Annotated in this window: 20 protein-coding genes; 11 read left to right on the top strand and 9 right to left on the bottom strand. The window is 45.6% G+C overall.

Features of this window, described 5'->3' with window-relative positions:
- Positions 1-128 precede the first annotated feature (128 nt).
- On the top strand, positions 129-278 hold the full coding sequence (locus AACV78_RS02850; RefSeq protein ID WP_194009827.1) for a hypothetical protein: 150 nt from the start codon (positions 129-131) through the stop codon (positions 276-278).
- Here AACV78_RS02850 and AACV78_RS02845 read toward each other — a convergent pair.
- From AACV78_RS02845 to AACV78_RS02835, 3 genes are all read right to left on the bottom strand, one after another.
- Positions 275-739, bottom strand: coding sequence for a hypothetical protein (locus AACV78_RS02845; RefSeq protein ID WP_194009828.1), 465 nt, complete (start codon positions 737-739; stop codon positions 275-277). The two genes, AACV78_RS02850 and AACV78_RS02845, sit on opposite strands and share 4 nt — an antisense overlap.
- A gap of 323 nt (positions 740-1,062) precedes the next feature.
- Positions 1,063-1,620 (bottom strand): sugar O-acetyltransferase, encoded by a 558-nt coding sequence (locus AACV78_RS02840; protein WP_194009829.1) that lies wholly within the window; start codon positions 1,618-1,620, stop codon positions 1,063-1,065.
- 142 nt (positions 1,621-1,762) lie between these two features.
- Positions 1,763-2,470: an MBL fold metallo-hydrolase gene (locus AACV78_RS02835; RefSeq protein WP_194009830.1), complete on the bottom strand. Its 708-nt coding sequence runs from the start codon at positions 2,468-2,470 to the stop codon at positions 1,763-1,765.
- Positions 2,471-2,486: 16 nt separating this feature from the next.
- Between AACV78_RS02835 and AACV78_RS02830 the strand changes: the two genes are divergently transcribed.
- From AACV78_RS02830 to AACV78_RS02815, 4 genes are all read left to right on the top strand, one after another.
- Positions 2,487-3,959: a site-2 protease family protein gene (locus AACV78_RS02830; protein ID WP_194074374.1), complete on the top strand. Its 1,473-nt coding sequence runs from the start codon at positions 2,487-2,489 to the stop codon at positions 3,957-3,959.
- 430 nt (positions 3,960-4,389) lie between these two features.
- Positions 4,390-5,499, top strand: a complete 1,110-nt coding sequence (locus AACV78_RS02825; RefSeq protein WP_194009832.1) for a glycosyltransferase — start codon at positions 4,390-4,392, stop codon at positions 5,497-5,499.
- 1,094 nt (positions 5,500-6,593) lie between these two features.
- Entirely contained in the window at positions 6,594-7,775 is a 1,182-nt protein-coding gene (gene sat / locus AACV78_RS02820; RefSeq protein ID WP_194009833.1) for a sulfate adenylyltransferase, read from the top strand.
- Between the two features lie 397 nt (positions 7,776-8,172).
- Positions 8,173-10,377 (top strand): caspase family protein, encoded by a 2,205-nt coding sequence (locus AACV78_RS02815; RefSeq protein WP_194009834.1) that lies wholly within the window; start codon positions 8,173-8,175, stop codon positions 10,375-10,377.
- 467 nt (positions 10,378-10,844) lie between these two features.
- Here the strand turns inward: AACV78_RS02815 and AACV78_RS02810 are convergent, their stop codons facing one another.
- Positions 10,845-12,149 carry a valine--pyruvate transaminase gene (locus tag AACV78_RS02810; protein WP_194009835.1) on the bottom strand — a complete coding sequence of 435 codons (1,305 nt, stop codon included), beginning with the start codon at positions 12,147-12,149 and terminating at the stop codon, positions 10,845-10,847.
- A gap of 583 nt (positions 12,150-12,732) precedes the next feature.
- Between AACV78_RS02810 and AACV78_RS02805 the strand changes: the two genes are divergently transcribed.
- The 3 genes from AACV78_RS02805 to AACV78_RS02795 all read left to right on the top strand — a co-directional run bounded on the left by AACV78_RS02805 (position 12,733) and on the right by AACV78_RS02795 (position 15,793).
- Positions 12,733-13,275 (top strand): carboxymuconolactone decarboxylase family protein, encoded by a 543-nt coding sequence (locus AACV78_RS02805; RefSeq protein ID WP_194009836.1) that lies wholly within the window; start codon positions 12,733-12,735, stop codon positions 13,273-13,275.
- A gap of 286 nt (positions 13,276-13,561) precedes the next feature.
- Entirely contained in the window at positions 13,562-14,767 is a 1,206-nt protein-coding gene (locus tag AACV78_RS02800) for an adenylate/guanylate cyclase domain-containing protein (RefSeq protein WP_194009837.1), read from the top strand.
- A 186-nt stretch (positions 14,768-14,953) separates the two neighbouring features.
- Positions 14,954-15,793: a Tab2/Atab2 family RNA-binding protein gene (locus AACV78_RS02795; protein ID WP_194009838.1), complete on the top strand. Its 840-nt coding sequence runs from the start codon at positions 14,954-14,956 to the stop codon at positions 15,791-15,793.
- Between the two features lie 136 nt (positions 15,794-15,929).
- On the opposite strand, the gene AACV78_RS02790 is transcribed toward AACV78_RS02795, so the two are convergent.
- Positions 15,930-16,130: a hypothetical protein gene (locus AACV78_RS02790; RefSeq protein WP_194009839.1), complete on the bottom strand. Its 201-nt coding sequence runs from the start codon at positions 16,128-16,130 to the stop codon at positions 15,930-15,932.
- Between the two features lie 210 nt (positions 16,131-16,340).
- Here AACV78_RS02790 and AACV78_RS02785 point away from each other — a divergent pair, with 210 nt between their 5' ends.
- Positions 16,341-17,213, top strand: coding sequence for an S-methyl-5'-thioadenosine phosphorylase (locus AACV78_RS02785; protein WP_194009840.1), 873 nt, complete (start codon positions 16,341-16,343; stop codon positions 17,211-17,213).
- A 105-nt stretch (positions 17,214-17,318) separates the two neighbouring features.
- On the opposite strand, the gene AACV78_RS02780 is transcribed toward AACV78_RS02785, so the two are convergent.
- Positions 17,319-18,527 carry a tetratricopeptide repeat protein gene (locus AACV78_RS02780; protein WP_339383444.1) on the bottom strand — a complete coding sequence of 403 codons (1,209 nt, stop codon included), beginning with the start codon at positions 18,525-18,527 and terminating at the stop codon, positions 17,319-17,321.
- Positions 18,528-18,621: 94 nt separating this feature from the next.
- Between AACV78_RS02780 and AACV78_RS02775 the strand changes: the two genes are divergently transcribed.
- The gene (locus AACV78_RS02775) at positions 18,622-19,113 is read left to right on the top strand and encodes a WbuC family cupin fold metalloprotein (RefSeq protein WP_194009842.1); all 492 of its coding nucleotides are present in this window, start codon (positions 18,622-18,624) and stop codon (positions 19,111-19,113) included.
- A 161-nt stretch (positions 19,114-19,274) separates the two neighbouring features.
- Here AACV78_RS02775 and AACV78_RS02770 read toward each other — a convergent pair whose 3' ends face one another.
- A complete protein-coding gene (locus tag AACV78_RS02770) occupies positions 19,275-19,760 on the bottom strand; it encodes a hypothetical protein (RefSeq protein ID WP_194009843.1) in 486 nt (161 codons plus the stop codon).
- A 566-nt stretch (positions 19,761-20,326) separates the two neighbouring features.
- On the opposite strand from AACV78_RS02770, the gene AACV78_RS02765 reads away from it, so the two are divergent.
- A complete protein-coding gene (locus AACV78_RS02765) occupies positions 20,327-21,607 on the top strand; it encodes a TIGR00341 family protein (protein WP_194009844.1) in 1,281 nt (426 codons plus the stop codon).
- Positions 21,608-21,761: 154 nt separating this feature from the next.
- Here AACV78_RS02765 and AACV78_RS02760 read toward each other — a convergent pair whose 3' ends face one another.
- Positions 21,762-23,549 carry a PAS domain-containing sensor histidine kinase gene (locus AACV78_RS02760; protein ID WP_194009845.1) on the bottom strand — a complete coding sequence of 596 codons (1,788 nt, stop codon included), beginning with the start codon at positions 23,547-23,549 and terminating at the stop codon, positions 21,762-21,764.
- Between the two features lie 230 nt (positions 23,550-23,779).
- On the bottom strand, positions 23,780-26,836 hold the full coding sequence (locus AACV78_RS02755) for a sensor histidine kinase (RefSeq protein WP_228042571.1): 3,057 nt from the start codon (positions 26,834-26,836) through the stop codon (positions 23,780-23,782).
- Positions 26,837-26,913 lie beyond the last annotated feature (77 nt).

Here is a 26,913-nt window from a genome sequence, read left to right as displayed (position 1 = left end):
TCACTTAACATATTTATGCCCCGGAGATCCCCCTAAATCCCCCTTAAGAAGGGGGACGCAAGAGGGGATTCTTGTTCCCCCCTTTTTAAGGGGGGTTAGGGGGGATCGTCTTAAGTAAACCGTATTGGATGTTAACAGTCAACAGTCAACAGTCAACAGTCAACAGTGAATTTACTATTCCGATGAAGAGAGGATTTGATATTAAATATTCAATTCACATTTCAAAACTCAAAACTATTTTCGGCGCTAAATTGCCGCTGTTGGGCGACTTAATTTAAAGAACCTTGTGAGTGTGATCGTGCTGTTTCACATTATCTTCAGTGCGAACGATGCGCTCGGAATTGAGGACTCTTTTGCGTTCTAAGGAATAAGTAAAGTCATTGCGAACTGTTCCTGACGGAATGTGAACTTGAGCTTGGGGGCGGATTTTGTAAGTGCGGGCTGCGGCGATCGCCCGAAAGCCGAATTCGTCGCTAAACTGAGCTTCCGAGGGAAATTCCGGCAGCCTTTTGGGTGAGTCGCCCTCCAGCACCGCTCCTAAAGTCGTGCCCCAAGCCATTTCATAAGATGTGGGAATGCCCTTGACAATTGCTTCCAAAGCTGCTGAAGGGATAGCTTCGATGATTTTTACTTGATGAACTTCGCCTTCTTCTTTAATGAAGCAGGTGGCCAAGCCCACTGCGATGTAGTCGTCGGTGCAGAGATCGGGGGCGGTGGGATAAACTGTTGAAGTCGTCATAAAAAATCTTTTGAGTAGGAGTTGAAAACCGTTCGCGAAAAATCAAGCGATTTTAGATTTTAGATTTTTTGCACGGATTTTTCTGGGGGCTTTGACTTGAAAAATCTCAAACTGGCTGTATCTAATATCTAAAATTGTTGGGTAAGCTCCAAAGAGCCGATCGCGCCAGCGAGTCGATCGTACCACATCTAGGTATAGCCTTTCTCAAAAAGATGAGAAGTCAGTCGATTTTAGATTTTAGATTCGTGAATTTTAGATTTTAGATTGGGGAATTGAGGGATTGAGGGAGCGATCGGTCAATACATCATTTTTGGCTCTAAGCGCTATAAATGCCTGATGATGCGGCAAGGATTCCCGGCCGCCACGACATTTGCGGGAATATCTTTGACCACAACGCTACCTGCGCCGATCGTGCTATTATCGCCCACAGTCACTCCGGGACAAATAATACTGCCGCCACCAATCCAAACATTATTACCAATATTAATTTCTGCGGCGAGTTCGCGGCCAGAAAGTCTAATTTCTGGGTCTGTGGGGTGAAAAGCGGTATAAATTTGCACATTGGGGCCGCATAGCAAATTTTCACCAATGTTAACTCGATTGCAGTCAAGAATTACGCAGCCAAAATTCATGTACAATCCGTTTCCAGCATAAATATTGCTGCCGTAGTCGCAGTAAAAAGGCGGCTCGATTTCGACTTTGGGGCCGATGGCACCGAACCATTCGGCGAGAATTTCTAACCGTTTGTCGGGTTCGTCTTCGCGGGTAGAATTGTAAGTTCTGGCGAGGCGGCGGGCTCGGTGGCGTTCGGCAATTAATTGCTCGTCAGCACCTAAATATAATTCGCCGGCGAGCATTTTTTGTTTTTCGGTTTTTTCCATAAAAATCGGCGGGATCAGATAAGACGGCGATTGAAACTTGGTTGAAACTGAGATGTTGCACCTGTGGCAAAAACCGGGTTTCTGAACGCAAATTTAGCATCAAAACCTATATTTATCGTTCAGAAACCCGGTTTTTAAGAGCTTATGGAGAATGGTGCAAGATGTCAGTTTCAACTGCCGGGTATGCTTGATTCTGGAAACAAACGGTTAAATCCAGATTGGTTAATTGCTCAAAAGCTCGATCGATAGATCCTTTTTTCCGCAAAAAACCAGTATTCGCAGCGGGGCAAATATACTGTAAAGTCGAAGGGGAAAATCCATCGATAATTGACTTCACGCTGTTAATTTGTCTGGGCCAGTGAAAAGTTTTTGCCGTCCGAATGGGTACTGGAGCGCCTTCGCGGTTGGGGAGCAAGTGTCTGCCGGAAAACAGGACTCCACCGCTGCCACTATCATAAAGACAAGAGGAACCAGGAGAGTGACCGGGAGTCCAAAATGCTTTCATTCGATCGCTCAAAGTAAATTCTCGCTCAAAAACCGTCACCCGCAATCCCGGCATTAAATAAGCTTCCTGCTCTTGAATCAGGATATCGCACCCCGTGGCTTCCTGAATCTCCCGCGCCTTGGCGATAGCGCCGCGGTGGGTGAGAAACAGCAGCCGCACACCGCCGCATTCCTCCAAAAAGGCTTGGTTAATCTCATCCCAAGGGGGACAATCCACTAAGATGTTCGATTCGTTTTCTACAATGAAATAGGCTGTCGCACCCAGGGTATCCCGGTTAGGCGCGAAAGCAAAGATATTTTGCAGTACCAGCCGGGGCTGTTTGGAGACGGAACTCTGTTGTTTCAAGGAAGTAATAAATATTATGTTTTTTTTACTATGGTTGTTGGTTTTGGGCTTGATATCTTACTACTTGTTGGAGAGCAGCATCAGCCGCATCACCACAACTCCGGTATGGCTGCTGTGGCTGGTAATGATGACGCCAGCGCTGATTTGGAGCAGTTGGGTTTTAGTTAACAACGCAAAAAAAACACCACCGCCGGAGTTGGTAATTATACCTTTTTTGGTTTGCCCTGTCTTGTACTGGTTTTTGGTGCAGTTGGGACGCAAGGAAATTACCCGATCGACTCCTGAGATTTTAGCAGACTCGGGGAGCGAACCTGCCAAGCCAAAACCGCCCCTGCGCCCGATCGATTCAGCCGAAGAAGCAAGTTTGCGCGATTGTTTTCCTTGGTCAATTTACTTTTTGCGGGATTTAGAATTTCGCCCGCAGGCTGTGATTTGTCGCGGACAATTACGCACCAACCCGGAGGCGGCTTATCAAACAATTCGTGACAATGTGGAACAGCATTTTGGCGATCGCTTTTTAGTCATATTTCAAAACAGTTTGAGCGGTCAACCTTTTTTTGCCATAGTTCCTAACCCCAGCCGCCAATCACTAGAAAATCCCGTCAAAACTGCACCTGTTACCAAACCCTTTTTCGCCTTAGCTTTGCTGCTGATCGCCGTGTTTACGACTACGATTGTCGGCTCACAAATTGCCGGAGTTACTGAAAAAGTTTTGCAGTCAAACCCGTCAATGTTGCTCCGGGGTTTGCCTTACTCGCTGGCACTAATTACAATTTTGGCATTTCACGAATCAGGACACTATTTAGCTGCCCGATTCTATAAAATTCGCACGACTTTGCCTTATTTTATTCCGATTCCATTTTTCTTGGGAACCTTGGGCGCTTTCATTCAAATGCGGAGTCCAATTCCCCACCGCCGAGCTTTATTTGATATTAGTATTGCCGGCCCGTTTACGGGTTTAGTTGCGACAGTGCCCTTATTAATTTGGGGTTTGCAGCATTCAACTATTGTACCGCTTTCGGAAAAGTCGGGAATGTTAAACTTTGACTCTTTTAGTCCAAATTTTTCGTTGCTGATGACTTTGTTGAGCAAGTTAACTTTGGGCGGTGCTTTGAATGTGGAAACTGCGATTAATTTGCATCCGGTGGCGGTGGCGGGTTATTTGGGTTTGATCCTGACGGCGTTTAATTTGATGCCGGTGGGACAATTCGACGGCGGACACATTGTACACGCGATGTTCGGCCAGCGAGCAAGTATGGCGATCGGGCAAGTTGCTAGAGTTTGTATGTTACTGCTGGCTTTTTTGGAACAGGGTTTGCTGCTGTGGGCAATTATTTTATTGCTGACACCTCTCAACGATGAACCGGCGTTGAATGATGTTAGCGAATTGGATAACCGGCGGGATTTTTTGGGGTTGCTGGCGATCGGGCTTTTGTTAATTATTTTGTTGCCGGCTCCCAAGATACTCGTTCAGTGGTTAAATGTTTAGAAGGAAGTTCGGCAGCGATCGCGGTACAAGATGTAACGGATGTAACGGATTTAACCAACAGATGGATGTCGAGGTTCGAGGGAAAGTAAAGAATAAATTGGAGAAAAGAAGCAAAAAAGATTGAATTATCGTCGCCAAAGCAGGAAGAAGGGAGGGAAAAATTTGTGTTTTGCATTTTATCGTGCGATCGGGATCTCCCCCACTTTGTCAAGCAGGGGCTTAACGGCCGATCGTACTCCCACCCAAATTTTTTTTACAACAATGAGATCCTCCCATTCATATAGATCGCTACATAATCTAGGGCTTGCACTTATCTCGGCGATCGTAAACAACGCTTTTAATTCCCCAATAAATACTCTCACTTGTATTTATCTACCCTTTTTTTGAGGTTATAATACTTTGGATACTACTCTAAGGTAAGCAACTAGCTATGAATATTTTTATACTCTCTTCACGGGGTTTATCATCGAGCGTCTTCTGGGACACAGTTTTTGAATTAGAAAATATTCTGGTACGAACCTGCAACGCAAAACTTTTGATACCATCGGGTCGGGACTTACTAAAGTGGTCATCCGAACTGCCTCCACTAGCTAATCGAATTGTCCGTAAAGCTATCAAGTCTACTACAGGTTTATATAATTTAGCCTCTTTACCTGAATTGTCGAACAAACCCAATGTTTTACTGACTATTGGCATCTCAGGCTCAGATTTAGAACTACTATCAAGCATACTTAAGTGGCGGCAACGTTTTGATCTTGTTATCGGTTATGTGTTCGACTCCTGGAATCCTAACATTTACTCTAAAAATGTCTATCATTTAGATCATTTATTCGTTGCGCTACCCGAAGTTATAGATGAACTCCAGCAACATTTTAACATCCCAGTATCGCTGCTGCCTTTTGGCGCTGATGTTCTCGGTCAAGGTTCGTGTCAAGTCAAACGTTCCATTGATGTAACTAGCTTTGGACGGATACCCGAACAGTATCACAAGGCGTTTTTCAATAAATTCAATCAACCTGGTTCCGAAAAAATCTACTATAAATCGACACCCCGGAACCAAGAAAAATTTCCGAAATTGCCTTACGAAAAACGTAAAGATGAGGAAGATAGTTTCCTACTATTTCATATTTTGAGAAATAGTAAAATTACCTTAGCATTTGATACGCTCTATCCTGGTATGCGTAAGTTTCCTTACTCATTTATTACCCTGCGGTGGTTTTACGGTGCTGCGACTGGTGGCGCAATAGTTGGAAAACGTCCAACTACACCTCTATATAATGAGTTGATGAACTGGGAAGATGCAACTATTGAGTTACCAGACAATCCACAACAAAGTGTGGAATTAATTGAAGAACTTTTACAAGACACGCAGCGCCTTCAGTCGATATACAAGCGCAACTATGTTGAGAGTTTAGCTCGTCACGATTGGAGATATCGGATTCAGAGTATGCTGGAGAAAGTTCAAATTCCCTTACCTCCTCTGCTGGGCGAAGAATTATTGCAACTGAAAATGCTTCATAACAAGTTGGTCGCAAACTAGCTATTTGTCAAAAAATAAAAGCTATAGATTTGAATAGTATTGAATTTCAACAGGATGACGCTTAAGTTTACGTTGAATTTATCGCCGATATTTAGTAAAAGTTTATTGGCGATAAATTACCGAATAGAGTAGAGATGATTTATTTTTTTCTATGATAAAAAGTAACTTTATAATTTGAAAACTAACCCAGTGTTTATACGGAACTTTACACTGATTTGTATTAATAAACAAAAATCACAGGTATCCATGTCAGAGAACAAATATGAAAATGGGAGGCAGACAAAACCCAATCTTTTTAATCTGTTTACAATTGTGTGAACTTCCTCAGCGCTCATAGAACCTGGCATAAAATCGTGAAACTCGATAGTTATTTGCTTAATATTGCGGAGCGTGGCATCGCTGAGCGAGTTAAAAAGGGCTTGTTTGGCACCTTAAAATCTACTTTTAAGACATCAATTAACTCAATTTGATGGTTGTTTAAAAAAGTTTAGAGTGTATCCTTCGACTGATATAATATTATGTCCAGTCTACTAAATGGATAACCGTAATACTTGGCTTTTGTTATTGGAATCAACCGGACGTGATATAATCTTCTCAAGGCGGCGCACGCTAACTGCTTCCTTGCTAACACTGTGGTATTATCAATTTTTTGAAAAAAGATGAATATAGAGGCTAATTTTTGTCTGAAATAGCACAGTTAATTTTTGAAAATTAGTTTTTTTATGTGATTTTAAAGTACAGGACAGAACAGGATTTCATGGTGTAAAATCACAATCAAATTTACGATTTATGTGTTCGCTAAATTGACCATAATTGGCGTTAAGATCGATAAATTAAGACTGAATATCTATGAATATGGTATAAAATATAGTATGAATTTTAAAATTTATCACGCCGGAATACTTTTGCCAGCATTCGATATATTTAACTAAAAAATGATCGAGTGTCATGGCTTAGCCTATAAATCATAGTTTGTAAATATAAGGTATGGTGTGTGCTGGAGTTTACTAGAAAAACTAATTAAGTGTAACAACACCTTGGTAGGATATAGGTAGCTAAAGTCCAACATCTTAAATCTAAAACCTCAAATCGACATGAGCCAGAATTCAGACCGCATTGCCCCTCACGGCGGCATCCTGGTCAACCGCATTGCTACACTAGACCAAAGACAAGAATTTTTTGACAAAGCAGAAGTATTGCCGCGAGTTCAGCTTTCGGATCGATCGATCTCTGACCTGCAAATGATCGCCATCGGAGCCCTGAGCCCCCTCAAAGGGTTCATGAACGAAGCTGATTATCGATCGGTCGTCAAAGAAATGCGCCTGTCCAACGGCATCCCTTGGTCGGTTCCCATCACCCTCTCAGTCAGCGAAGCAGTCGCCGACAACCTCAAAGAAGGCGCATTAGTGCGCCTCGACTCCCCGGCTGGCGAATTTGTCGGCATCTTGGAACTCGCAGAAAAATACCGCTACAGCAAAGAAGAAGAAGCCGTCAACGTCTACCGTACCGACGACCTCAAACACCCGGGCGTGCAAGTAGTAGACCAAGCCGGGCCGGTTAACCTCGCAGGCGACGTTTGGCTGTTGGAACGCGAACTAGACGCCCGGTTTCCTCAATATCAGATTGACCCGGCGAAATCGAGACAGATGTTCAAAGAAAAAGGATGGAAAACAATAGTCGGTTTCCAAACCCGAAATCCCATCCACCGGGCCCACGAATATATCCAAAAATGCGCCTTAGAAACAGTAGATGGCTTGTTTCTGCACCCGCTAGTAGGGACGACTAAAGATGACGACATCCCGGCTGACGTGCGGATGCGCTGTTACGAAATTTTGCTAGAAAAATACTATCCAAAAGACCGCGTAATTTTGGCAATCAATCCGGCGGCGATGCGCTACGCTGGGCCCAGAGAAGCCATTTTTCATGCTTTAATCCGCAAAAACTACGGGTGCACTCACTTTATTGTAGGGCGCGATCACGCTGGAGTTGGCGATTATTACGGCACTTACGATGCCCAACACATTTTTGACGAATTTGAGCCGGGAGAATTGGGAATTGTGCCGATGAAATTCGAGCACGCTTTCTATTGCAAGCTGACGGAACAAATGGCTACAACTAAAACAAGTCCCAGCAGTCCCGAACAACGGGTGCATTTGTCTGGAACCAAGGTGCGGGAAATGCTGCGGGCTGGAAAATTACCGCCGCCACAGTTTTCTCGACCGGAAGTTGCAGCCGAATTAGCTAAGGCTATGAATATTTTTAGTTACGAGATTTAAGTCTTGAACTTTGGTATTGGTGGCATTCTGAAAAGTTAAAATTTTTGAGTTTTGAGTGGGAAATGTGAAAATTTCACCTTGAAACTCAAAAATTTTAACTTAAAAGTTAAAAAATATCTGAATAATTAACAGTCACCATCTACAAAAATTAGGCAAAAAGTGGTTTGATAGGTTACTTATAGTGGTAGGGTGCGGCGTGCACCGCCGGCGATGCACGCCGCACCGGACACTGATTAGCCAAACGGTGGTTGTACCCGCTAGTTATAGGGTTCTCGGCGTGCTGTGCAAATCTGCAATATCAAGGTTCTGCATCAGCCCGGATATAATTAAATCCCCAAAAAATATTGAGGGGTATTTAAGTTAAAATTCACAACATAAAATTCACAGCTATTTAAAAATGGGACTGAAGCGGCGGGAATTTTTACAGCAAGCTGGCCGGATGCTGGCCGCGATCGGCATCAGCGAAACTTTGTGGTTGCGGTTGGGCGATCGCTACCTCCAAGCCTTAGCCCAGCCGACTGCGCGTAAATTGGCTTTGTTGGTGGGGATCAATAAATATCCAGACTCGCCTCTGTATGGCTGCGTGACGGATGTGGAATTACAGCGGGAATTACTGATCGATCGGTTTGGATTTGCGCCGTCGGACATTCTGACTTTGACTGACGATCGAGCTACGAGGGAAAATATCGAGACGGCTTTTGTCACTCATTTAACCGAACAAGCAAAACCAGGCGATGCGGTGATTTTTCACTTTAGCGGCTGCGGTAGTCGAGTCGGTTCGATCGACACTCCAGGCAAATTGCACAATAGTTTGGTGCCGGCGGATGACGTTGTACCGCTGTTAGCAAACCGAGCGGTGAACGATATTTCAGAGGAAACGCTGCTGCTGTTGATGCGATCGCTCCCGACAGAAAATGCGATCGCCATCCTCGACACCAGCTACACCTATCAAAAATTGCCCAAAAACGGCAACTTTCGCATTCGCTCCCGTCCGCGCTCCACCATCGGCCAGCAAAGCATCGGAGAATTAACGTTTGCCCAAGGCCTCAGATCGAGATCGAATCTCCGTCCGGCGGCCGCGGTACTTGCTGCTGCTGCGAATTCCCAACTCGCCGCCGAACAACAGTGGAACGGATTTACCGCTGGTTTGTTTACCTACGCCCTCACCCAAACTCTGTGGTTAGCAACTCCCGCTAGCAGTTTCAGCGTCAGTTTCAGTCGCGCCGCAGGTACTGTCGAGGAAATGGCGGGGTTATTGCAACAACCGCAAATTCGCCATGACAATTTAACGGCACCGCCTGCAGTTAATTTTTCAAATTTAATGTTGAATTCTGTGGCGGCTGATGGCGCTGTAACGGCGGTGGAAGATGGCGGCCAAACTGTGCAGTTGTGGCTCGGCGGTTTGTCGGCGGGGGTTTTGGAATGGGCGGGGAACTCGGTATTTGCTGTGGGTTCGCCTGCTGCATCGATCGAGGGCGATTCCCTAGGCGATGGGTACACTTCACTACTTTTGGTGGAGGCTCGCACGGGCTTGACTGCTAAGGCTCAAATTTTAGACGGGGGCGATCGCCCAAACAGACAATTAACCGCCGGCGAACTCGTGAGGGAAGAAATTCGGGTATTTCCGCGAAAAATCGGTTTGACAGTAGCTTTGGACTCTGGTTTGGAACGGATCGAGCGGGTAGACGCTACGAGTGGCTTTGCGACTGTGCCGCAAGTTTCGGTGGTAGCGAGCGATCAACCCGCTGACTATCGGTTTGGCACAGTCCCGGAAACGATTTTAGCTGAAACTTCGTCGGATCGGCCTGTTTTGTATCAACGGCGCTACGGCTTGTTTTCTCTGGCCCAAAGGCCGATTCCCGACACCGAGGGCGACGGGGGAGAAGCGGTGAAGGTGGCCGTGCAGCGGTTGGCTCCGCAGTTGAAAGCGTTGCTGGCGACGAAGTTGCTGCGGCTGACTGTCAATGAGGGGTCTTCGCGACTGAAGGTGCGGGCGGTGCTGTCAACTATGGCCCCACAAGCCAAGGTGATGGTGCAGCGGGAGCCGGTGCGAGCCGATCGCACTTATCGCTTGGAGCCCATGAGCGCAGACAGCGAGAAATCGGCAAATATCGATATGCTCAGCGTCCACAAGGGCGAGCGAATTCAGTACAGACTGTTTAACGAAAGCGATCGCCCGGTGTATGCTGCGGTGTTTTCGTCGGATAACGCCGGACACCTGTTGGTGATGAATTCTCAGATCGAAAATGATCCCGGAGCGATGTCGGTGGCGATCGCCCCTGGGGATAATTTGACTGTACCGGGCCCTGGGACTTTCGGCTGGGCGGTATCGGGTCCGATCGGACTGGGGGAAACTCTAATTATATTTAGTGAAAAACCCTTCACTCGAACTCAGACGGCGATCGAGGAAGGAATGCTGCAAGTGAGGAATGCTTCACCAATCCGAGAATTGTTGAATCCTTTAATTGTCGCGCAGGCCGTCTTGGAAGATTTGCACAATGCTAGTATTCCGGGTGTGGAGAAGTTGGGGATTTCCACTGATGATTTGGCTTTGGATGTGAATGTTTGGGCAAGTTTGAGTTTTGTTTATCGGGTGATTTAATTGTAAAATTGCGAAGGTTTTTTACTGGAACATCTGTGCAGGAGTTTTATAATAGTGCTTTTCAAAATGCAGGAGATGCACCCGTTTTATACAACAGATTAGCTTCCTAAATCATATCCAATCCGGTAGCATCGGAATAAATTCACTGTTGACTGTTGACTGTTGACTGTTAACTGTTAACAGTTAACATCATGAGGAGTGCTACCGGATTTGATATCACAGATCGATACGGAAACCGCAGATATCAGGCAGATAGATGCCGATTAACACAGACAATTGAAGGGATTGAAGGCGATTTAGTGCCAGAGGTCTAATATCATGTCGGGTCGATTACTATAATCAAAACGGATCTGTGCGGTCGATCGACCGGACACGATATAACCTATAATTGAAATCTACCGGAGTAAAACATCGATATTCATATTCTTGTTTCCGCTAACTGAGCAACTATATGTTCGAGCGTATTCCTATTTGCCGCGATAAACTTTTTCCACGAGTTGAGCCAATCGTTTCATCGCAGTCTCAATTTCATCATTTGTCGCAGTCAAACTAATTCGCAAACATTCGTGTTTGTGCTGCCAATCTTCCCGCAAACCGGGGAAGAAAGAACTTCCCGGCACCACTATTACGCCGACTTCTTTCAATTTTTGGTAGAGTTCCCAATCCGTCATTGGCAAATCTTTCAGCCACAACCACGCAAAAATTGCTCCTTCGCCTCGGTGCAAGAACCACGGCAAATCCTTCGGCATCGATTGTTCTAAGGTGGTTTCTACGATCGCAAATTTGCTTTGATAGTACGGGCGAATTACGTTGAAGGAAATGTCGGCAAGAGCGCCGGAATTAATGGCGCGTGTGGCGATCGCCTGTCCGTATCTCGGCGAATGAATGCACATATTGGTCTGAAAAGATTCTAATATTTGAATAATGTTTCGATCGCCGATCGCAATTCCGATTCTTTCTCCCGGCAATCCCGCTTTTGACAAACTCATGCAATGCACGATATTGCCGCCGAAAATCGGTGTCATTTCGGTAAAATTCAAGGAGGGGAAAGGAGGGGCGTAGGCGGAATCGACGAACACCGGCACGTCGAAAACAGCGGCTAAATCTGCTATTTTTTGAACTTCGTCGTTGGTGAGAACGTTGCCGGTGGGGTTGCAGGGACGGGAAAAGATGACGCAACCGGTGGTTTGGTCGATCGACAGTTGGCTGAAATCCGGCCGGTATTTGAATCTGTGCGCGGCTGCATCAATATCGAGGGTGGGTTTGCAAGCGATTACCGCTTCGGGAATTAAGCTCACGCCGCCGTAACCGGTGTAGTCTGGGCTCAGCGGTAGGACGATCGATTTGAAATTGGAGATTTCCGAATTAGGATCGGCAATCTGTGTTCGCGGTGCAGTGTAGCCGCCGAAAGCGTTGGCTGCGTAAAAGTAAATTGATTGACTTCCGGGAGTAATTAGGACATTGCGATCCGTCAAATTCAGTCCGTAACGCTGGTTAAAATCCGTCACTACAGCATCGATTAACGGCTGATAGCCTTGACTGGAACCGTAGCGGCAAACCACTTCGCCGTATTCCGGGCTCGCCAGAAGTTCGGCCGTGCAATCGCGCCACAATTTCTCGACTTCGGGCAAAATCACCGGATTTCCCGCGCTCAAATTGATAAACTCCTGCCCGCTGCCGGCTCTGAGAGTTTCAATAATATCTTTCATGATCGCCCGCACGCCGGTGAGGTGGGACATCTGAGCGCCAAACTGAGTAAGGGCAGGGTTCATAAATGCAGCGACAAAGATAAAAGTTTACAGCTTATTATAATAACTCTTGTTGCAGGCATTAGCGTAGCTTGTCTGGGCTATGGGTTGTCGATCGCCCAAACTGCCAATTAAATAAACGAGATCGCACAGCATTTTGTTTTTTCCCTTCTGCGCCCTGCTGCATCAGATGATCTCGAATTTGTGGAGTTTGATCGGGCGATCGAACGTAGTTTTTTTGCCGGAAAATTCGCGAACCTGGCCGTACTATCCAATTCAAGAGTTTTGCTGAAATTTCGCCCCACAAGCGCGATCGACTGCCGGTGCTTGACGCTAGCTCTTGAGACAGTTTAATATTAGTATCAGGCGCGATCGCAACAGAGTTTTATTTGCTCCAATGATTGCTATAATAGTAAATTTAATTGAGCCTCAAAAGTTAGATTTGTTGCTAGCTCATTTTCAAAATTCGCGGTTTGCTGACAGCGGTGCATTTTATCATCAATCCTACTAAAGCCAAAAGATTTGGTAACGTAACCCTTGCGGTGGCGTTACATAAAAACTGCGGCAATCCCAACCACACCTAACAGTCGTAAACTTTAATAAAACCATGACACACTTTCCACTGATCGAATACGAGGAAATTACAGATCCTAAAGCCAAAGAAGTCTACGAAGAAATTTTGACAGAACTGGGGTTTGGTATCGTCCCCAACCTGTTCAAGTCAATGGCAATCAACCCAGACTTATTAGAAGCAAATTGGAAAAAATTCCGGGGAACAATCCTGCAAGGAGACTTACCCAGAACTCTTAAAGAAATGGTCGGTATCGCTATTTCCCAATTCAATAACAGCCAGTACGCTCTCCAAGTTCACCTGCACGGATTGTCTGCCTTGGGGATGAGCGAAGAAGTCCTGCGAACCCTAGTTTCTGACTTTGCCAACTGCCCTCTGCCAAAACGCGATAAAGCTGTCATTAGCTTTGGCTTGCTGGCGGCTACAAAACCCCTGGAAATGACAGAAGCTCATTACCAAAATCTGCGGGATTTAGGGCTAGATGATGCGGAAATATTTGAGATTATTGCCACAGCAGATTTGTTTAGCTTTGTCAATCGATATACCGATGCAATTGCCCTAGAAATTGATGCTTTGTAATCTATAATCCACTACGGTTGACTTAAGATTATCCCACAAGAAGAACGAAGGAGGAGCATCTGGTGTTTTTTATTGAGCGTGCGAGCATCTCAAGAACTCGCGAGTTGTACAATACGCTAGCTCTTGAGGTGCTGGCACGCTCAATAAAAAAAATGCTTTTTGCAAAACTCAGATGCTCCCGGAACGAAGAACGAAGCAATCGCAGTATTGATTAATTTTTCATAACCTTTTACCGCCTGGATCGTCTTAAGTAAACCGTATTGATCTATAATCTCATACCCCTATTATGGGCGAACGGCTAGAAGAGCAAGACCGAGAAGAACTTTTGTTAACTGCCCGCCGTTTGTTAGCAGAAACTCAGGCGCTTTCTATCCGCATTGCAGCCGTCAATGAAATTGCCACTGCCATTAACCGCACCCTCGATCTCAATCAGATTTTGCGGGTAGTAGGCAAGCAAGCCAAATGGCTGCTAGACTTTGAACACTGTAGCGTTTGCCTGCACAGCTCTAGCAGTTGCACGACTTTATTTGGCAAGCATATCCCTATAGAGATTGCTGCCCTACCAGACAGCAGCCCAATTAACAAAGCCTTCAAAACACGTCAACCTCAATTAATTCAAGAAGCGGGTGCTACTGCTATTTTGTCGCCCTACTCTTCACAAATTATTCTTCCTTTGGAAAGCGAAGGTAAAGTTTTAGGAACAATTAATTTTGCCACAACCAAGCCGCGATCTTACACTCAAGAAGACCTGCGAATTGGCTATCTTTTGGCTTTGCAACTATCCTCAGCAATCCGCAATGCCGAACGCTTTAAAGAGATGAATAATCTGTATTTGGAACTCGATGCCGAAAAGCACAAATCCGACCAGCTACTGTTGAATGTACTGCCGGTTAAAATTGCCGAGGAACTCAAAAATAACGGCAAAGTGGAACCCGTTCATTATGATTGCGTATCGGTTTTATTTACGGATTTTCAAGACTTTACTAAGTTATCTGAAAAGATGACTCCGCGAGATTTAGTTGACGAACTAGACTACTGTTTTTCTTATTTCGATCGAGTGATGGATAAATATTGTTTGGAAAAATTAAAAACTATTGGCGACAGCTATATGTGTGCGGCGGGAATTCCGGTTCCAAGAGCAACACACGCCTTTGATGCTGTACTCGGAGCTCTAGAAATTCAACAATTTATGGAGTTGCGAAAAGTGCATAAAGCTCAACAAAACATTCCTTATTGGGATATCAGGATCGGTATTCATTCAGGCCCAATACTTGCTGGAGTAATTGGGAATAAGAAGTTTGCCTATGATGTCTGGGGAGATACAGTTAATACTGCATCTCGGATGGAATCTTCGGGTGTGCCTGGAAAAATTAATATTTCTAGTGCAACGTTTGAATTAGTTAAGGATTTTTGTGAATGTGAATATCGAGGGAAAATCTTTGCTAAAAATAAGGGCGAAATGGATATGTATTTGGTTAACCATCTTAAATAATACAGTGCGCGATCGCATCAATATCGAAGAAACCAGTTTTTTTATAGAGTCTCGGATGCACTCCAGACAAAGAAGCCAGTTTTTTACCCTTACTGCGGATTACCGTGTAGGATTTTCGTAAAAAAAACGCAGTGTTCCCTGGTTATATTAAAATTATTGAGTTGTAGATTTTATTTTTTAACTCCCATGCGTATTTGGCAAGCCGATTTTTACCGCCGCCCCCTGCAAGACGAAACAGGTAAACCATTGTGGGAATTATTAATTTGCGACGTCGCACACACTTTTCAATTTAGCGCTTTTTGCAGCCAGTCGGAAGCTAATTCTAATTGGCTGGCGGCGCAGTTGCACCAGCAAGCTCAAATTCAGAATTTGCCGGATTTGATTCAAGTATTTAGGCCTCAATCTCTCAGTTTGATCGAAGCTGCGGGCAAGGTTTTGGGTATCAAAGTAGAAGCGACTCGTCGCACTGCAGCTTTGAAATTGCTGCTGCAAAAACGGGCAGCAGAATATTCGAGTATGCCTAATTATACAGCCGAAAATTACAGCCCGATCGCCCTTGAGACTCCGCCGCCGGTTCCTTTACCCGAAAACCTTTGGGGTGATGGCTGGCGTTTTGCTTCCCTAGCCGCAGGCGATATTGTAGAAGCTTTTCAAGAACGTCCCATACCAATATTGGAAATGCCTGAATTGCTGCTACCGCTGACTTTGGGCTTAGCTTCCACAGTACCGGTGCCCGGTGTTGTGATTGACGGCGGGCGACAGTCGATGCGGTTGGCTAAATGGCTTCAGGATGTGAAACCTTTTGCTTTGAATTATATTGCTGGTGCTCCAGATGGATTGATTTTGGAAGCTGGATTGGCAGAGAGGTGGGTTGTGGCTACTTTTGAAGATACGGAGGTGAAGGCGGCTGCAGAAATTTACCAACAGCGCCAGCAATTAAGTAAAGGATTGCATTTTTTGTTAGTGCAGCCTGATGACAGCGGTATGACTTATACAGGTTTTTGGTTGTTAAAGTTCGATCGATAATATTTAAATATGATTATTTCTGATGTGGATCGATCGCAAAAGGAAAAAGACGGCCAGAACTTAGTTTCAGCAGATACAGACTCGAACATAAATTTTAGAATAACTTCTCAATCTAGTCAGAGATAGTACAGCCCAGTTATTCCACAACCAGAATCAATCCGTTTTGGATGCCCTCACACAATCGGTTAATGTGAAAATGGTCTTTTTGGTCGAGCCCGTTGAGGACTGCTGAGTGAAGCAGTTGTCTGTCGAGGGGGGTAATTTGGCGGAAGGCAAAGATGCGCTGGGCGATCGCCTCCACAGAGATTTTGGGGAGGCTAGCAGAACTTACTGTCATGGTCTTCATACCCTGAAAATACTTAACATAACTCTGTACTTTTATTTTTAAAGATTTTGTGAAGTTATATTGTGATTGAAATCACATAGCTTTATAAATAATATAGTGTGTGTCTGGTGACTATTGTCATGAAATGTTTAAGAATATTTACGCTAACTTAACGGTGGCCCGATAGAATCACTGTTGTGAAACTCAGGCGGAAGGTAAAAAATGGCACAAGCAAAGATCGGAATTATCGGTGGCAGCGGTTTATATAAAATGGCAGCCCTCCAAGATGTGGAAGAGGTAAAAATTGATACACCTTTTGGAGCGCCGTCGGATGCCGCAATTGTGGGAACCTTGGACGGTACGCCGGTAGCATTTCTGGCTAGACACGGCCGCAACCACACTTTTTTGCCCTCAGAAGTGCCGTATCGGGCAAATATTTATGCAATGAAGAGTTTGGGAGTTGAGTATTTAATCTCAGCGTCGGCGGTTGGTTCTCTGAAAGCAGAGGCAAAACCTTTAGATATGGTAGTGCCGGATCAGTTTATCGATCGCACAAAAAATCGAGATTCTACTTTTTTTGGAGAAGGAATAGTCGGTCACATTACATTTGGCGACCCGATTTGCGGCGAATTGGCTAAAGTGTTGGCAAGTGCGATCGAATCCTTAGACATCCCCGATGTTACCCTGCACCGAGGCGGTACTTACGTCTGCATGGAAGGCCCGGCATTTTCCACAAAAGCAGAATCAAATCTTTACCGCAGTTGGGGGGCGACAGTCATCGGGATGACAAATTTGCCCGAAGCAAAATTAGCCAGAGAAGCAGAAATTGCCTATGCAACTTTAGCATTAGTCACCGATTACGACTGCTGGCACGAAGATCACGACAGCGTAACCGTAGAAATGGTGATTGCCAATTTGCACCGCAATGCGGAAAATGCCCAGAAAGTTATTCAAAAAACTGTACGGATGCTAACAGAAAATCCTCCGGTTTCCGAATCGCATTCTGCTTTAAAATATGCAATTCTGACTCCGCTGGATCGAGTGCCTGCCAGAACTAAGGATAAAATGGGTTTGTTGTTGAAGAAGTATTTATAGAGTAGAGGCTAGAACCAGAAACCGGGTTTCTTAGATTAGTTTGGCATCCTACCAAAGATTTTTCGAGAGAAATCCGGTTTCTCAATGCTGGTGTTCCAGACGGTATTAATTAATCAACTGCTTGAACGCATCGTGTTCGCGAATTTTTTCTAAATCAACTTCTGTTTTTGCTAACTGTTTACACAAATTAGGATTGAGATTGAGGGCGCGCTTTAAATTTTCAATTGCTAATTCAATTTTACCTTGTAGCGCATAGCATCGGGCTTTATTGTACCATATTCTATAGAAATCCGGTCGAATTTTAGCAGCATTTTCGTAGGAATCGATCGCTGCTTCGTATTTTTGCAGTTTTGAGAGTGCAACGCCTCGATTGTTCCAAGCGTCTGTATAATCATTCTTGATTTGTAGGGCTTTATTGTAGGAAATTACTGCTTGTTCGTATTCCTGCATTTTGGAAAAAGCAACGCCTCGGTTGTTCCAAGCGTCGGCGTAGTCGGGTTTGGCTTGGATGGCTTGTTCGTAACAGCCGATCGCCTCCGGGTACTTCTGCAATTCCAACAATACTACGCCTCGGTTGTTCCAAGCGTCGGGATACTGCGGGCGAATTGTCGTAGCTTGTTCGTAGGAGGCGATCGCCTCTGGATAGCGCTGCATTCTTGTGAGCACTACTCCCCGGTTGTTCCAGGTATCTGCTAAATCCGGCTGAATTTGCAGGGCGAGATTGTAAGCTGCGATCGCATCTTCGTAGCGGTTTTCAAAGAAACAAGCATCTCCCTGTTTGGCATAGTCTCCCGCCGTCAATAACTGTTGGTAATTGCCGTAGTTAACCGGAGTAAATTCTTGAATTTGGGCATCGGGCAATAACAAGTCTGTTTCTGCATCCGCTTGGTGACTTTGGTGTTTAATTTCCCCTAAAATGCCTTCAGCATCGGAAATTAATAGTTTTAATTGAGAGATGGTATCATAATGGAGACTTTCGATTTCTTGCCGAGCATTTGTTGTCTGCTGGGACAATTTATTAAACAGAAACCAAACCCCGACTCCGGCTGCTGTCGGAAGCAAAGTTAAAGCAATTACCAGCCCGTTTAGCAGTGTCGCCGTGCGCCCGAAAGCAGTGTCAACTTCTTCTTGAACTCGATCGCGAATTTCTGCTTTAATTTGCTGCTCTGGCAATTGTTGCTGCACCAACACTACTGCAGCCCTCGGTTGTGAGGCAGAAACGCTGCAGGCGCAGACTAGAATAGTCGAAAGGGCGATCGGGCTAATACTTGCTCTAAAAATACTTGACAAACGCATTGCCTTAGTGATACGCACCTGATTTGCGATTTTCATATGTCAAGAGATGCTGGTAAGTACGATCTCAGACTAGCCCATTTGTTTACAAAGTATTAAATACAGGATATCTGTTGTGCAATCCCCTCCGATTAAGTGCTTGACGCAGGAATTGCTAGACGAAGTTACAGCTTCCTCCCGCAGCAGCCCGCGCCAGCGACAAAACTACAATTTCCACGATTTGTCAGAAAAGGTGCAGCGGTTTGTCAACGTGCTACAACCAGGTACCTACGTGCGCCCTCACCGACACCTCCGCCCGCCTGCAGTTAACGGTTTTGAGTTTTTTGCAGTGATTCAAGGATCGGTAGGTATTCTTATTTTGAACGAAAACGGTCAAATCTTGCGATCGTTGCAAGTGGGTGCAGCCGGGCCCACTCGCGCTGTGGAACTTCCCGAGGGTACTATTCACACCTTAGTAGCTTTGGCTGCGGATACTGTGATTTTGGAGTTCAAGGAAGGGCCCTATGACGTGGCTGCAGATAAAGACTTTTTGCCCGGTTTTCCGGCTGAGGGAAGTGCGGCGGCGCGGAAGTTAGTCAGGCTTTGGGAAGCTGAGTTTAAGGGTTGACTGTTGACTGTTGGCTGTTGGCTGTTGGCTGTTGACTGTTGGCTGTTGGCTGTTGGCTGTTGACTGTTGGCTGTTGACTGTTGACAAATAACAACTAACAACTAACAAATAACTAATAACTAAGAGGGCGGGCACGGGGCACTGCCCCTACCAACCAACAACTAACAACTAACAAATCTAATTGTTGTCATCCGATTGTATAAATCTGGGGCGGTGCGAATGATTTTTCTCAGAAGTTCATCTGTTACCCAAAAGATGAGGGGAAAGGAAAACTTGTTGCTGAATTCGCTGCATACTAGGTTGGTAGAGACGAGGAGTCGATCGATCGACTCCACTGATTCCAAACCGAGAATCATTAATGCTGGGGGCGTTTTGTTGTCTACTTCTGCTGCGATTGTCGTGTAGAGAGTTGTCGCCGATTTTGACAACAGCATTTGCTGCGGTTTATGGGTACAAGTTGCTTGCAGGCGATCGACTATTTGCTGCCGCAATTCCAGGGAGTTGCAGTTGACTAAAACGAAAGAAAAGTAACCTTGGGAAAGATGGATCGCTCGAATCAAGGTTGAGAATGACCGCTCGTTATATTTAGCTACATCCTGCTTAGCTGGAGCGTATTTTGGTGTATTTTCTGAGTGTTTTTCAACCATAAGTTACACTAATTTTATGTTGGATAAATCTTATGGATTAAATGCTGTCGGTCGAGACAATGTGAAGGGATATTTTTACTATAAAAATATTGGGCCGATCGTAACACTATTTTAAAATAAAATCAATAGAACAATAGACATATGGCAATTCTCAAGTCAGTGAAGTATTGCCCAACAGACGAATCCTCTCAAAGCCTATGAATAGCAGGCTCGACAAGAATGATGGGAAAAATCTAATTAATTAACAATTCTTCAATTTCTAAATTCCCCCAATCTAAAATCCTTCGATGCTGGCGCTGACGGCGAAGTCTCAAATCTCAAACTTTTACGATGGCGAATCCGAAGTATCTAAATCCGTACCTCCAGAAACTTGAGAAAGGCTATGTTATTATGATATCTCTAACAGATATTTCTAGGTTAACCTCAACAGTGAGGAAGCGCAAGCACGCTTAGAAGAATGCTTGTCTAAACTTAAACATTCTAGGTTTTCCGGGTTTGCCTGGATTTGTTGAAGCTGCTTTCTCTAGAGAGAAGGTCTAGATCGAATTAGCAGATGAGTAAAGACGATGCGCCAACTATTTGTACAAGTTCCTCGGGGTTCTGGAAAAACAGTTTTAGAGATAGCGAAAGCCTGTAAAGGCACGAACTTAGCACAAATTGAAGCGACGGGAGTTGATCGAGGACTGGATCTGGTCTTGATCCACGTTTCTAATGGCGAGGTTGAGGAACTTCTCGGAAAACTGGAAGATTTGCCGGACTTAAGTGTTACTCTGCTTCCCACAGGTGTGATGTCGCTGCATCCCCCAGCCAGTGACGCTGCGGAGCAAGTTACCAATGTTGAGGAACGCAGCCCGATCGAGATTTTTCTGGCTGGTTTGCAGAGTACAGGTTCTTGGAAAGGATTTCTTAGCTATGCCTTTTTCGCGGGAATCATTGTTTGGATTGGTTTGTACACTAATACCAGCTACCTGCTAGTTGCCGCTATGTTGCTGGCGCCGTTTGCAGGGCCTGCCATGAATACCGCCTTGGCTACGGCAAGGGGCGATGTCAAACTCTTGGGGCGCAGCATTTTACGCTACTTTGCGGCCCTGAGTGTCACGATCGTTACTACGGGATTGTTGAGTTTGATTCTGCAACAGCAAAACCCCACCAGCTTGATGATTGATGGCAGCCAAATTTCTTCGGTATCGGTGCTGATTCCCCTTGCCGCCGGAGCCGCCGGAGCGCTATCCCTGGTTCAGTCCGATCGCAGCAGCTTGGTTTCAGGAGCGGCTACCGGAATGCTGGTATCGGCTTCGCTAGCTCCCCCTGCTGGTTTGATTGGCATGGGGGCGGCAATTGGTCGTTGGGATCTGGCCGTAAACGGCGTGTTTTTACTGCTGTTGCAACTCGGCGGCATTAATTTAGCGGCTGCGCTGATGTTTCGTCTGTTTGGGCTATCGACTGAAGGAACTCGCTACGTGCGGGGGAAACGCGGTGTGTTCCCGGCGGCGGTGGGAGTTAGCGCGATCGTACTCACGGCATTAATCATCTGGCAATTTTCTAATTCGCCTAACCTCCAGCGTTCTAGTCTCGCTCAACGGGCAAATTCTCAATTGCAGCAGGTTGTAAAGCAAAGCGATTTAGCCAAGCTGGTAGAATCCAACGTTCGCTTCACCAGAGCCGACAATCCGGGGGATGATATTTTGCTGTGTCAAGTTTACGTTCAGCGTCAGCCGCAAGTCACGCGATCGGCTCAACAAATTCGCACCGATCTCACCAAAGCCATCCAAACTCGCTTGTTGAAAGAAGATTTTAAGGCAACACCATTGGTAGATGTCACCGTGTTAGAAGCCCCTCCGATCTAGCCTTTCTTAAAAAGGTGACAAATTAGTCGATTTGAGATTTGAGATTGAGGGATTGAGCGATCGATACCTCATAGGAGAAATCTAACTGCTATGTAATATCATGTCCGGTGGACTGACTACAAACCGATCGCACTTAGTTAAAAATACCAAAAAATCAACTACCATTCTCAGCCAGCGGCAGAGTAAACCAAAAAATTGCCCCAGCACCGGGACTGCTAATTACCCCAATTTCCCCGCCGTGAGCGCCAATAATTTGCCTGCAAAGATATAAACCCAAACCCAAACCCACCGAGTGTCGGGATTGATAACCCCTCACATAAAGGTCAAACAAATGTTCGCACTGTTCCGGCAATATTCCCACTCCGTCATCTTCAACCGTACAGTAAATCATGCTATTTTGGGAATTGGGAATTGCTAATTGGTAATTAGTAATTGGTAATTTTTCTATATTTTGTTTCGTTTGGTTTTGATTAATTTTGATTTGTTTTGCCGTTATTATTTGAGCGGAAACCGTTAAATTCAGTCCCGGCATATTGTGTTTCAAAGCATTAGAAATTAAATTAGAAAACACCCGCCACAACTGAGTAGCATCAGCATTCACGGCGGGCAAATCATCCGGCACTAAATTTTTAAAAGTAGCTTGAGCCTCATTCATTAAAGGCTCCAAATCAGCCGCCGCTGCTTCCACTACCGCCCTCAAATCTACCCGATCGCAGTGCAGAAACAAACCGCCCAATTCTCCGGCGTGAATTTCCAACAGCGAATTGATCAAGCGCAACTGCTGTTCGCTACCTTGAATCATCCGATCCAAAACAGAACGGGGAATTGCGATCGAATCTCCCGTTTTTGTTTGCCAATTTTTTAGCACCATTAACATTCCCGCTACCGGGTTTCGCAAGTCGTGAGAAAGAGCGTGAATAAACAACCGCTGCGATTCTTGGGCTTGTTTCCGCTGCGTGATATCCTCAATTAAACCCTCATGATAAAGCACCGAGCCGGTGCTATCTCGTACCGCCCGCACTTTCTCGGAAATCCAGACAATACTGCCGTCACAGCGGTAAATTTTAGATTCAAAATCCGATACTGTGCCGCTTTCCTCGATCGATCGCAAAAACTCATTTCTGCGATCGGGATCGACGTACAACTGCCGATCGATATCAGTAAATTTTGCCGTCACCTCTTCGGGAGAATTGCAGCCATAAATCCGCGCCAAAGCTGGATTTGCAGTAATATAGCGTCCGTCGGGAGTGCTTTGAAAAATTCCCTCGCCGGCATTCTCAAAAATACTGCGATACTTCGCCTCCGCCACCTCCAATTGTTGGTAAGCAGATTCCAACTTGCGTCTGGTACTAAACTCTTTTCGTTGCAGACATTCGTACCAATAAACCGACAAATCGCAAATCAAACAAAACCAAAATAAGTATAAATAAAACCCACTCAACCGAAAAGCAGTATACTTAGCAAAACTTAAATTTAAAACCAAATTTATCCCGATGTGGCAGCACAAAACGCCGAGTTGAGAAATTAGGTGAAGTCGCCAGCGGACGGGCATCAGCGTAGCTTGGATCAGAAACGCTAAAGTCCAGGTAAAAATCGGTAATTCTCCAGATCCTGCTACAGCTAGCCCAAGCTGTATAATGACCGTCAGCGACCACGAAAATCCCAAAAACAGCAAACCGGGATAGCGCTGTCCAAAGGAGGTTTTTTGCAGCACAAAACAGCTCAGCAAACCTATTTCTACAGCAGCGCTAGTGTACAAATAAATACTTTTAAGTTCCTGGCGGACGAAGAATGCTTCGCCCATAAAATAGACAGTTATTGTCAAGGCAAAAAAGATGGCAATTCCGACAGCAGGGCGCAGCCGATCTTGGAGGAAGCGATTGCGCCACACCTCGTAAGCTGTTAACGCTTGAACTGATTTTTTCTTGCCCAAAAAACTCATACTCTTTTAGATTTTAGGTTTTGGGAATGAGGGATTGTTAATTGATTGCTGCATATCTTGCTGGCTTGAGAGTTGCTGTACCAGTTTGATTGTACTTGATTTGCATAAATTTTCGATCTATTTACCGCAGATTTTAAGCGGATAAACACTGATGGACGCAGATTATTTAATAATTGAAAGTTATATTTTAAACCATAGTTAAAGTTTCCAAATTCATCTGTTAATAAAATCTAAAATCGAATGACAGCAGGTAGCGAAAACCAGAAAGTCGAGCCGCTTCCGGGGGTGCTTTCGACACCGATTTCGCCGCCGTGAGCTTTGATAATTTGCTTGGAGAGGTAAAGTCCCAAACCCAGTCCTGTTAATTGTCGGCTATTGGGGTCTTGAACGTAAAGTTCAAACAGAGATTCCTGCTGTTTGGCGCTGATTCCTACTCCATTATCTGTTACAGTACAGCGAACCATTTTTACGGTAGCTTCGGGCAATTTGTCGCCGATATTGCCAATTTGAGCCTGATACGGGGGGATTTGACAACTGCTTTCGGGGTGAAGTTCGGTCAGGGTTTCCCGATTTTTGGGGGCGGTGTCGCGCATCCCCGGACGATCGCCCGCAGCAGGTATCTGGTTAGCGATACAGCGGGCGATCGGATTATTGGAAGATGTTAAAAATTGTGAATTTTCTTCAAAATTTAGCATTTTTTCAATTTCAATTACCTCAGCTTTAAAAGTGATATTGACTCCCGGATGATTGTGTTTGATCGCATTAGTTAGCAGATTTTCCAGCACCCGCTGCAAGTGTTTGCGATCGGCACATACTAGCGGCAAATTTAGCGGAATTTCGTGAGTAAAGATTGCTTGATTTTTGGCTAGCATCGGTGCTAAATCGGCAATAATTGCTGAAGTTAAAGGCTGCAATTCCAGCGGTTCGGGATGGATAAAAATACCTTTCACTTCGCTAGCGTGAGCGTCGAGGAGGGAATTAACCATAGTCAATTGGTGTTCGCTAGCCTGAACGATGCGCTGCAAAATCGATCGCGAAACCGGAACATCCTGTAGAGACTCACAGGACGATTTGTTGAGCAAATTTTTCAGCAATATCAACATTCCCATCACTGGAGTGCGGAGATTGTGAGAAACTGCGTGCAAAAATAAATCTTTGAGACGGTTGCTTTCTTGCAGTTCGTGCATTTTTTGCTGCAGTTGGCTGGTGCGTTCTTCGACTTGAGATTCTAAGTTGGTATTGAGTTCTTTTACTTGCTGCAAAAGTTGGGCTTGCTGGAGGGCGATCGCCACTTGGGTAGCGAGTTTTTCTAACAAATCAATTTCAAATTCCTGCCACTGGCGGGGCCCAGAACACTGGTTGACGGCCAAGATCCCGAAAAGTTCATCGCCCAGGACGATCGGCACATTTAACGTCGCCCGAATTTGATAGTCGCTGTATAGTTGGACAACTCGATCGCCATTTTGCACCGTAGCAGTATCGGAGACAATTCGGACGCGGTTGTTAGCATAAAAAGTTTTCTGCGCTTCGAGGTGATTCTCGTCAGTGAGCAACAACCCGACAATAGAAGGGTATTGGACACCGACAGACTCAGCGACAATTTTACCGTACACCGGGCTAGGAAGATTTGCCCCGCCTGCGTCCATAATACCGATGAAAGCGCGATCGGCCTTGAAAAATTGCCGGACTTCGGCAACAGTAGTATTGAGAATTTCTTCGAGGTCGAGGGAGTGGCGAATTCGCAGGGCCATTTCTGAAAGCAGCCGATCGCGCTCGGAGGATGTTCGCAAAGCAGCTTCGGCGCGGTGACGTTCGGTAACGTCTTGGACTGTGGCGGCTATGATGTTTGAGTGAATTGCTGACTGTTCGCAGACAGCGCGCACTCCGCCGTCAGGGAGCACAATTCGATAGTTAATGGAGTAGGGTTTGCGCTCAAACATCGCTTGACATTGCGATCGCGCCACCAATTCTCGGTCTTCTGGATGTACGGCTTGCAAAAAAACGGATGGTGTCGGTTTGACAGTTCCCGGAACCAAGCCCAAGAGGCGATAAAGCTCGTCCGACCATCGCAGTTCAATCTTGGATGATATATTTTTTTCTGCCGATTGTTCGCAACGATCGGTCGGCTTGATGGCGGTGAAATTTAAATCCCAATTTCCTAACTGAGCGATGCGCTGAGCGTTAGCTAAACTGGCTTCGCGATCGCGCAACAGAGCGGCCGTGCGGCGCACGAACTCCAGTGCTTGCTCGCGTTCAGCCACGGCTGCAGCCAACATCAGGGCCATAAGGGCGATCGTACCAGTAAAAGCTTGTAAAAATAAAACCGCCTGTTGCAGACTTTCGCTTCTGACCAAAAACGGGCCGCCTCCCTGCACCGCTCCCAAAATCGCGATATAAGACACGATCGAATAAGCAAAAATCGCTCCCGGCTGACGAAATCGCAAAGCGGCCCAAACTATCAGAGGAAAAGGCAAATATTCTAGTGGATACAGAGCGCTTGCAACCTGTGCTTTCGAGCAAAAAACTATCGAACTAACACTCAGTAATAAAGTTAACCATAGAGCTATTTCTGAATAATTTAAAAGTATATTTTGCACTTTATAGCGATTTTTTTTCTGAAATATTGATAAATAATTAGTAAGGGGCAAGCGGTAATTTCCCCAGTTAAAAATTGCTAAAAAACTTGAAATACTTCGATCTTTTCTTGAAATATGAAAACTTTTAAAGGCGTGATTTAAAGTCAGCAGCACCGGTGTGACGATCAAGATTCCCATACCGTCTCCGAGCCATGTAGTCCACCAATTCCGAGAGAAATTGCTCCACTGAGCCCAACCAAAAATGCAAGTGCCCAAATTGCCGAGGGTAGAACCGACCAAAGTAGACCCGATGACAGCGCCCGCTACTAAAGCCAGAACATCTCGCAGTCGATCGAGCTTAGTAGAAAATCCGCTGCGACTGAGCACAGCCTCCCCAGCCAGCGCTTGCATGGTGACGCTAAAGGCTGACGTGACAATGACGGCGAAGGGTACACTAGCTCCGGCGGTTGAGTTTAAAAGCACCGAACCGAGGGTAATTCCCGGCCACATCCGCCGCCCTTGCAGCAGCAATGTCGCCAGAGCAATACCGGCGGGCGGCCACACCGGGGAGGCTTCGGCTTTTACCAGTCCCAGTACCGACACTGCGAGTTTTCCGGTGACAAAGTAGGCCAGGCCGAGGATGCCGGCGGAAAGAAGCAGTCGAGTGCGGTGGTTGAGCAGTTTCATGGTTTGTGCGATCGAATCCTCCATTGCTACTCTTTAATTTAGGGGCATGACGGGCGATCGAACTTCCTCCTAGGGAATCACCTGACAGGGGGAGAGGGGAG

Origin of the sequence: Tychonema sp. LEGE 07196 (assembly GCF_963890365.1) — a bacterium.
Taxonomy (GTDB): domain Bacteria; phylum Cyanobacteriota; class Cyanobacteriia; order Cyanobacteriales; family Microcoleaceae; genus Microcoleus.
Note: the sequence above shows the minus strand (reverse complement) of the source record. Positions and strands in the feature narration are given on the sequence as shown.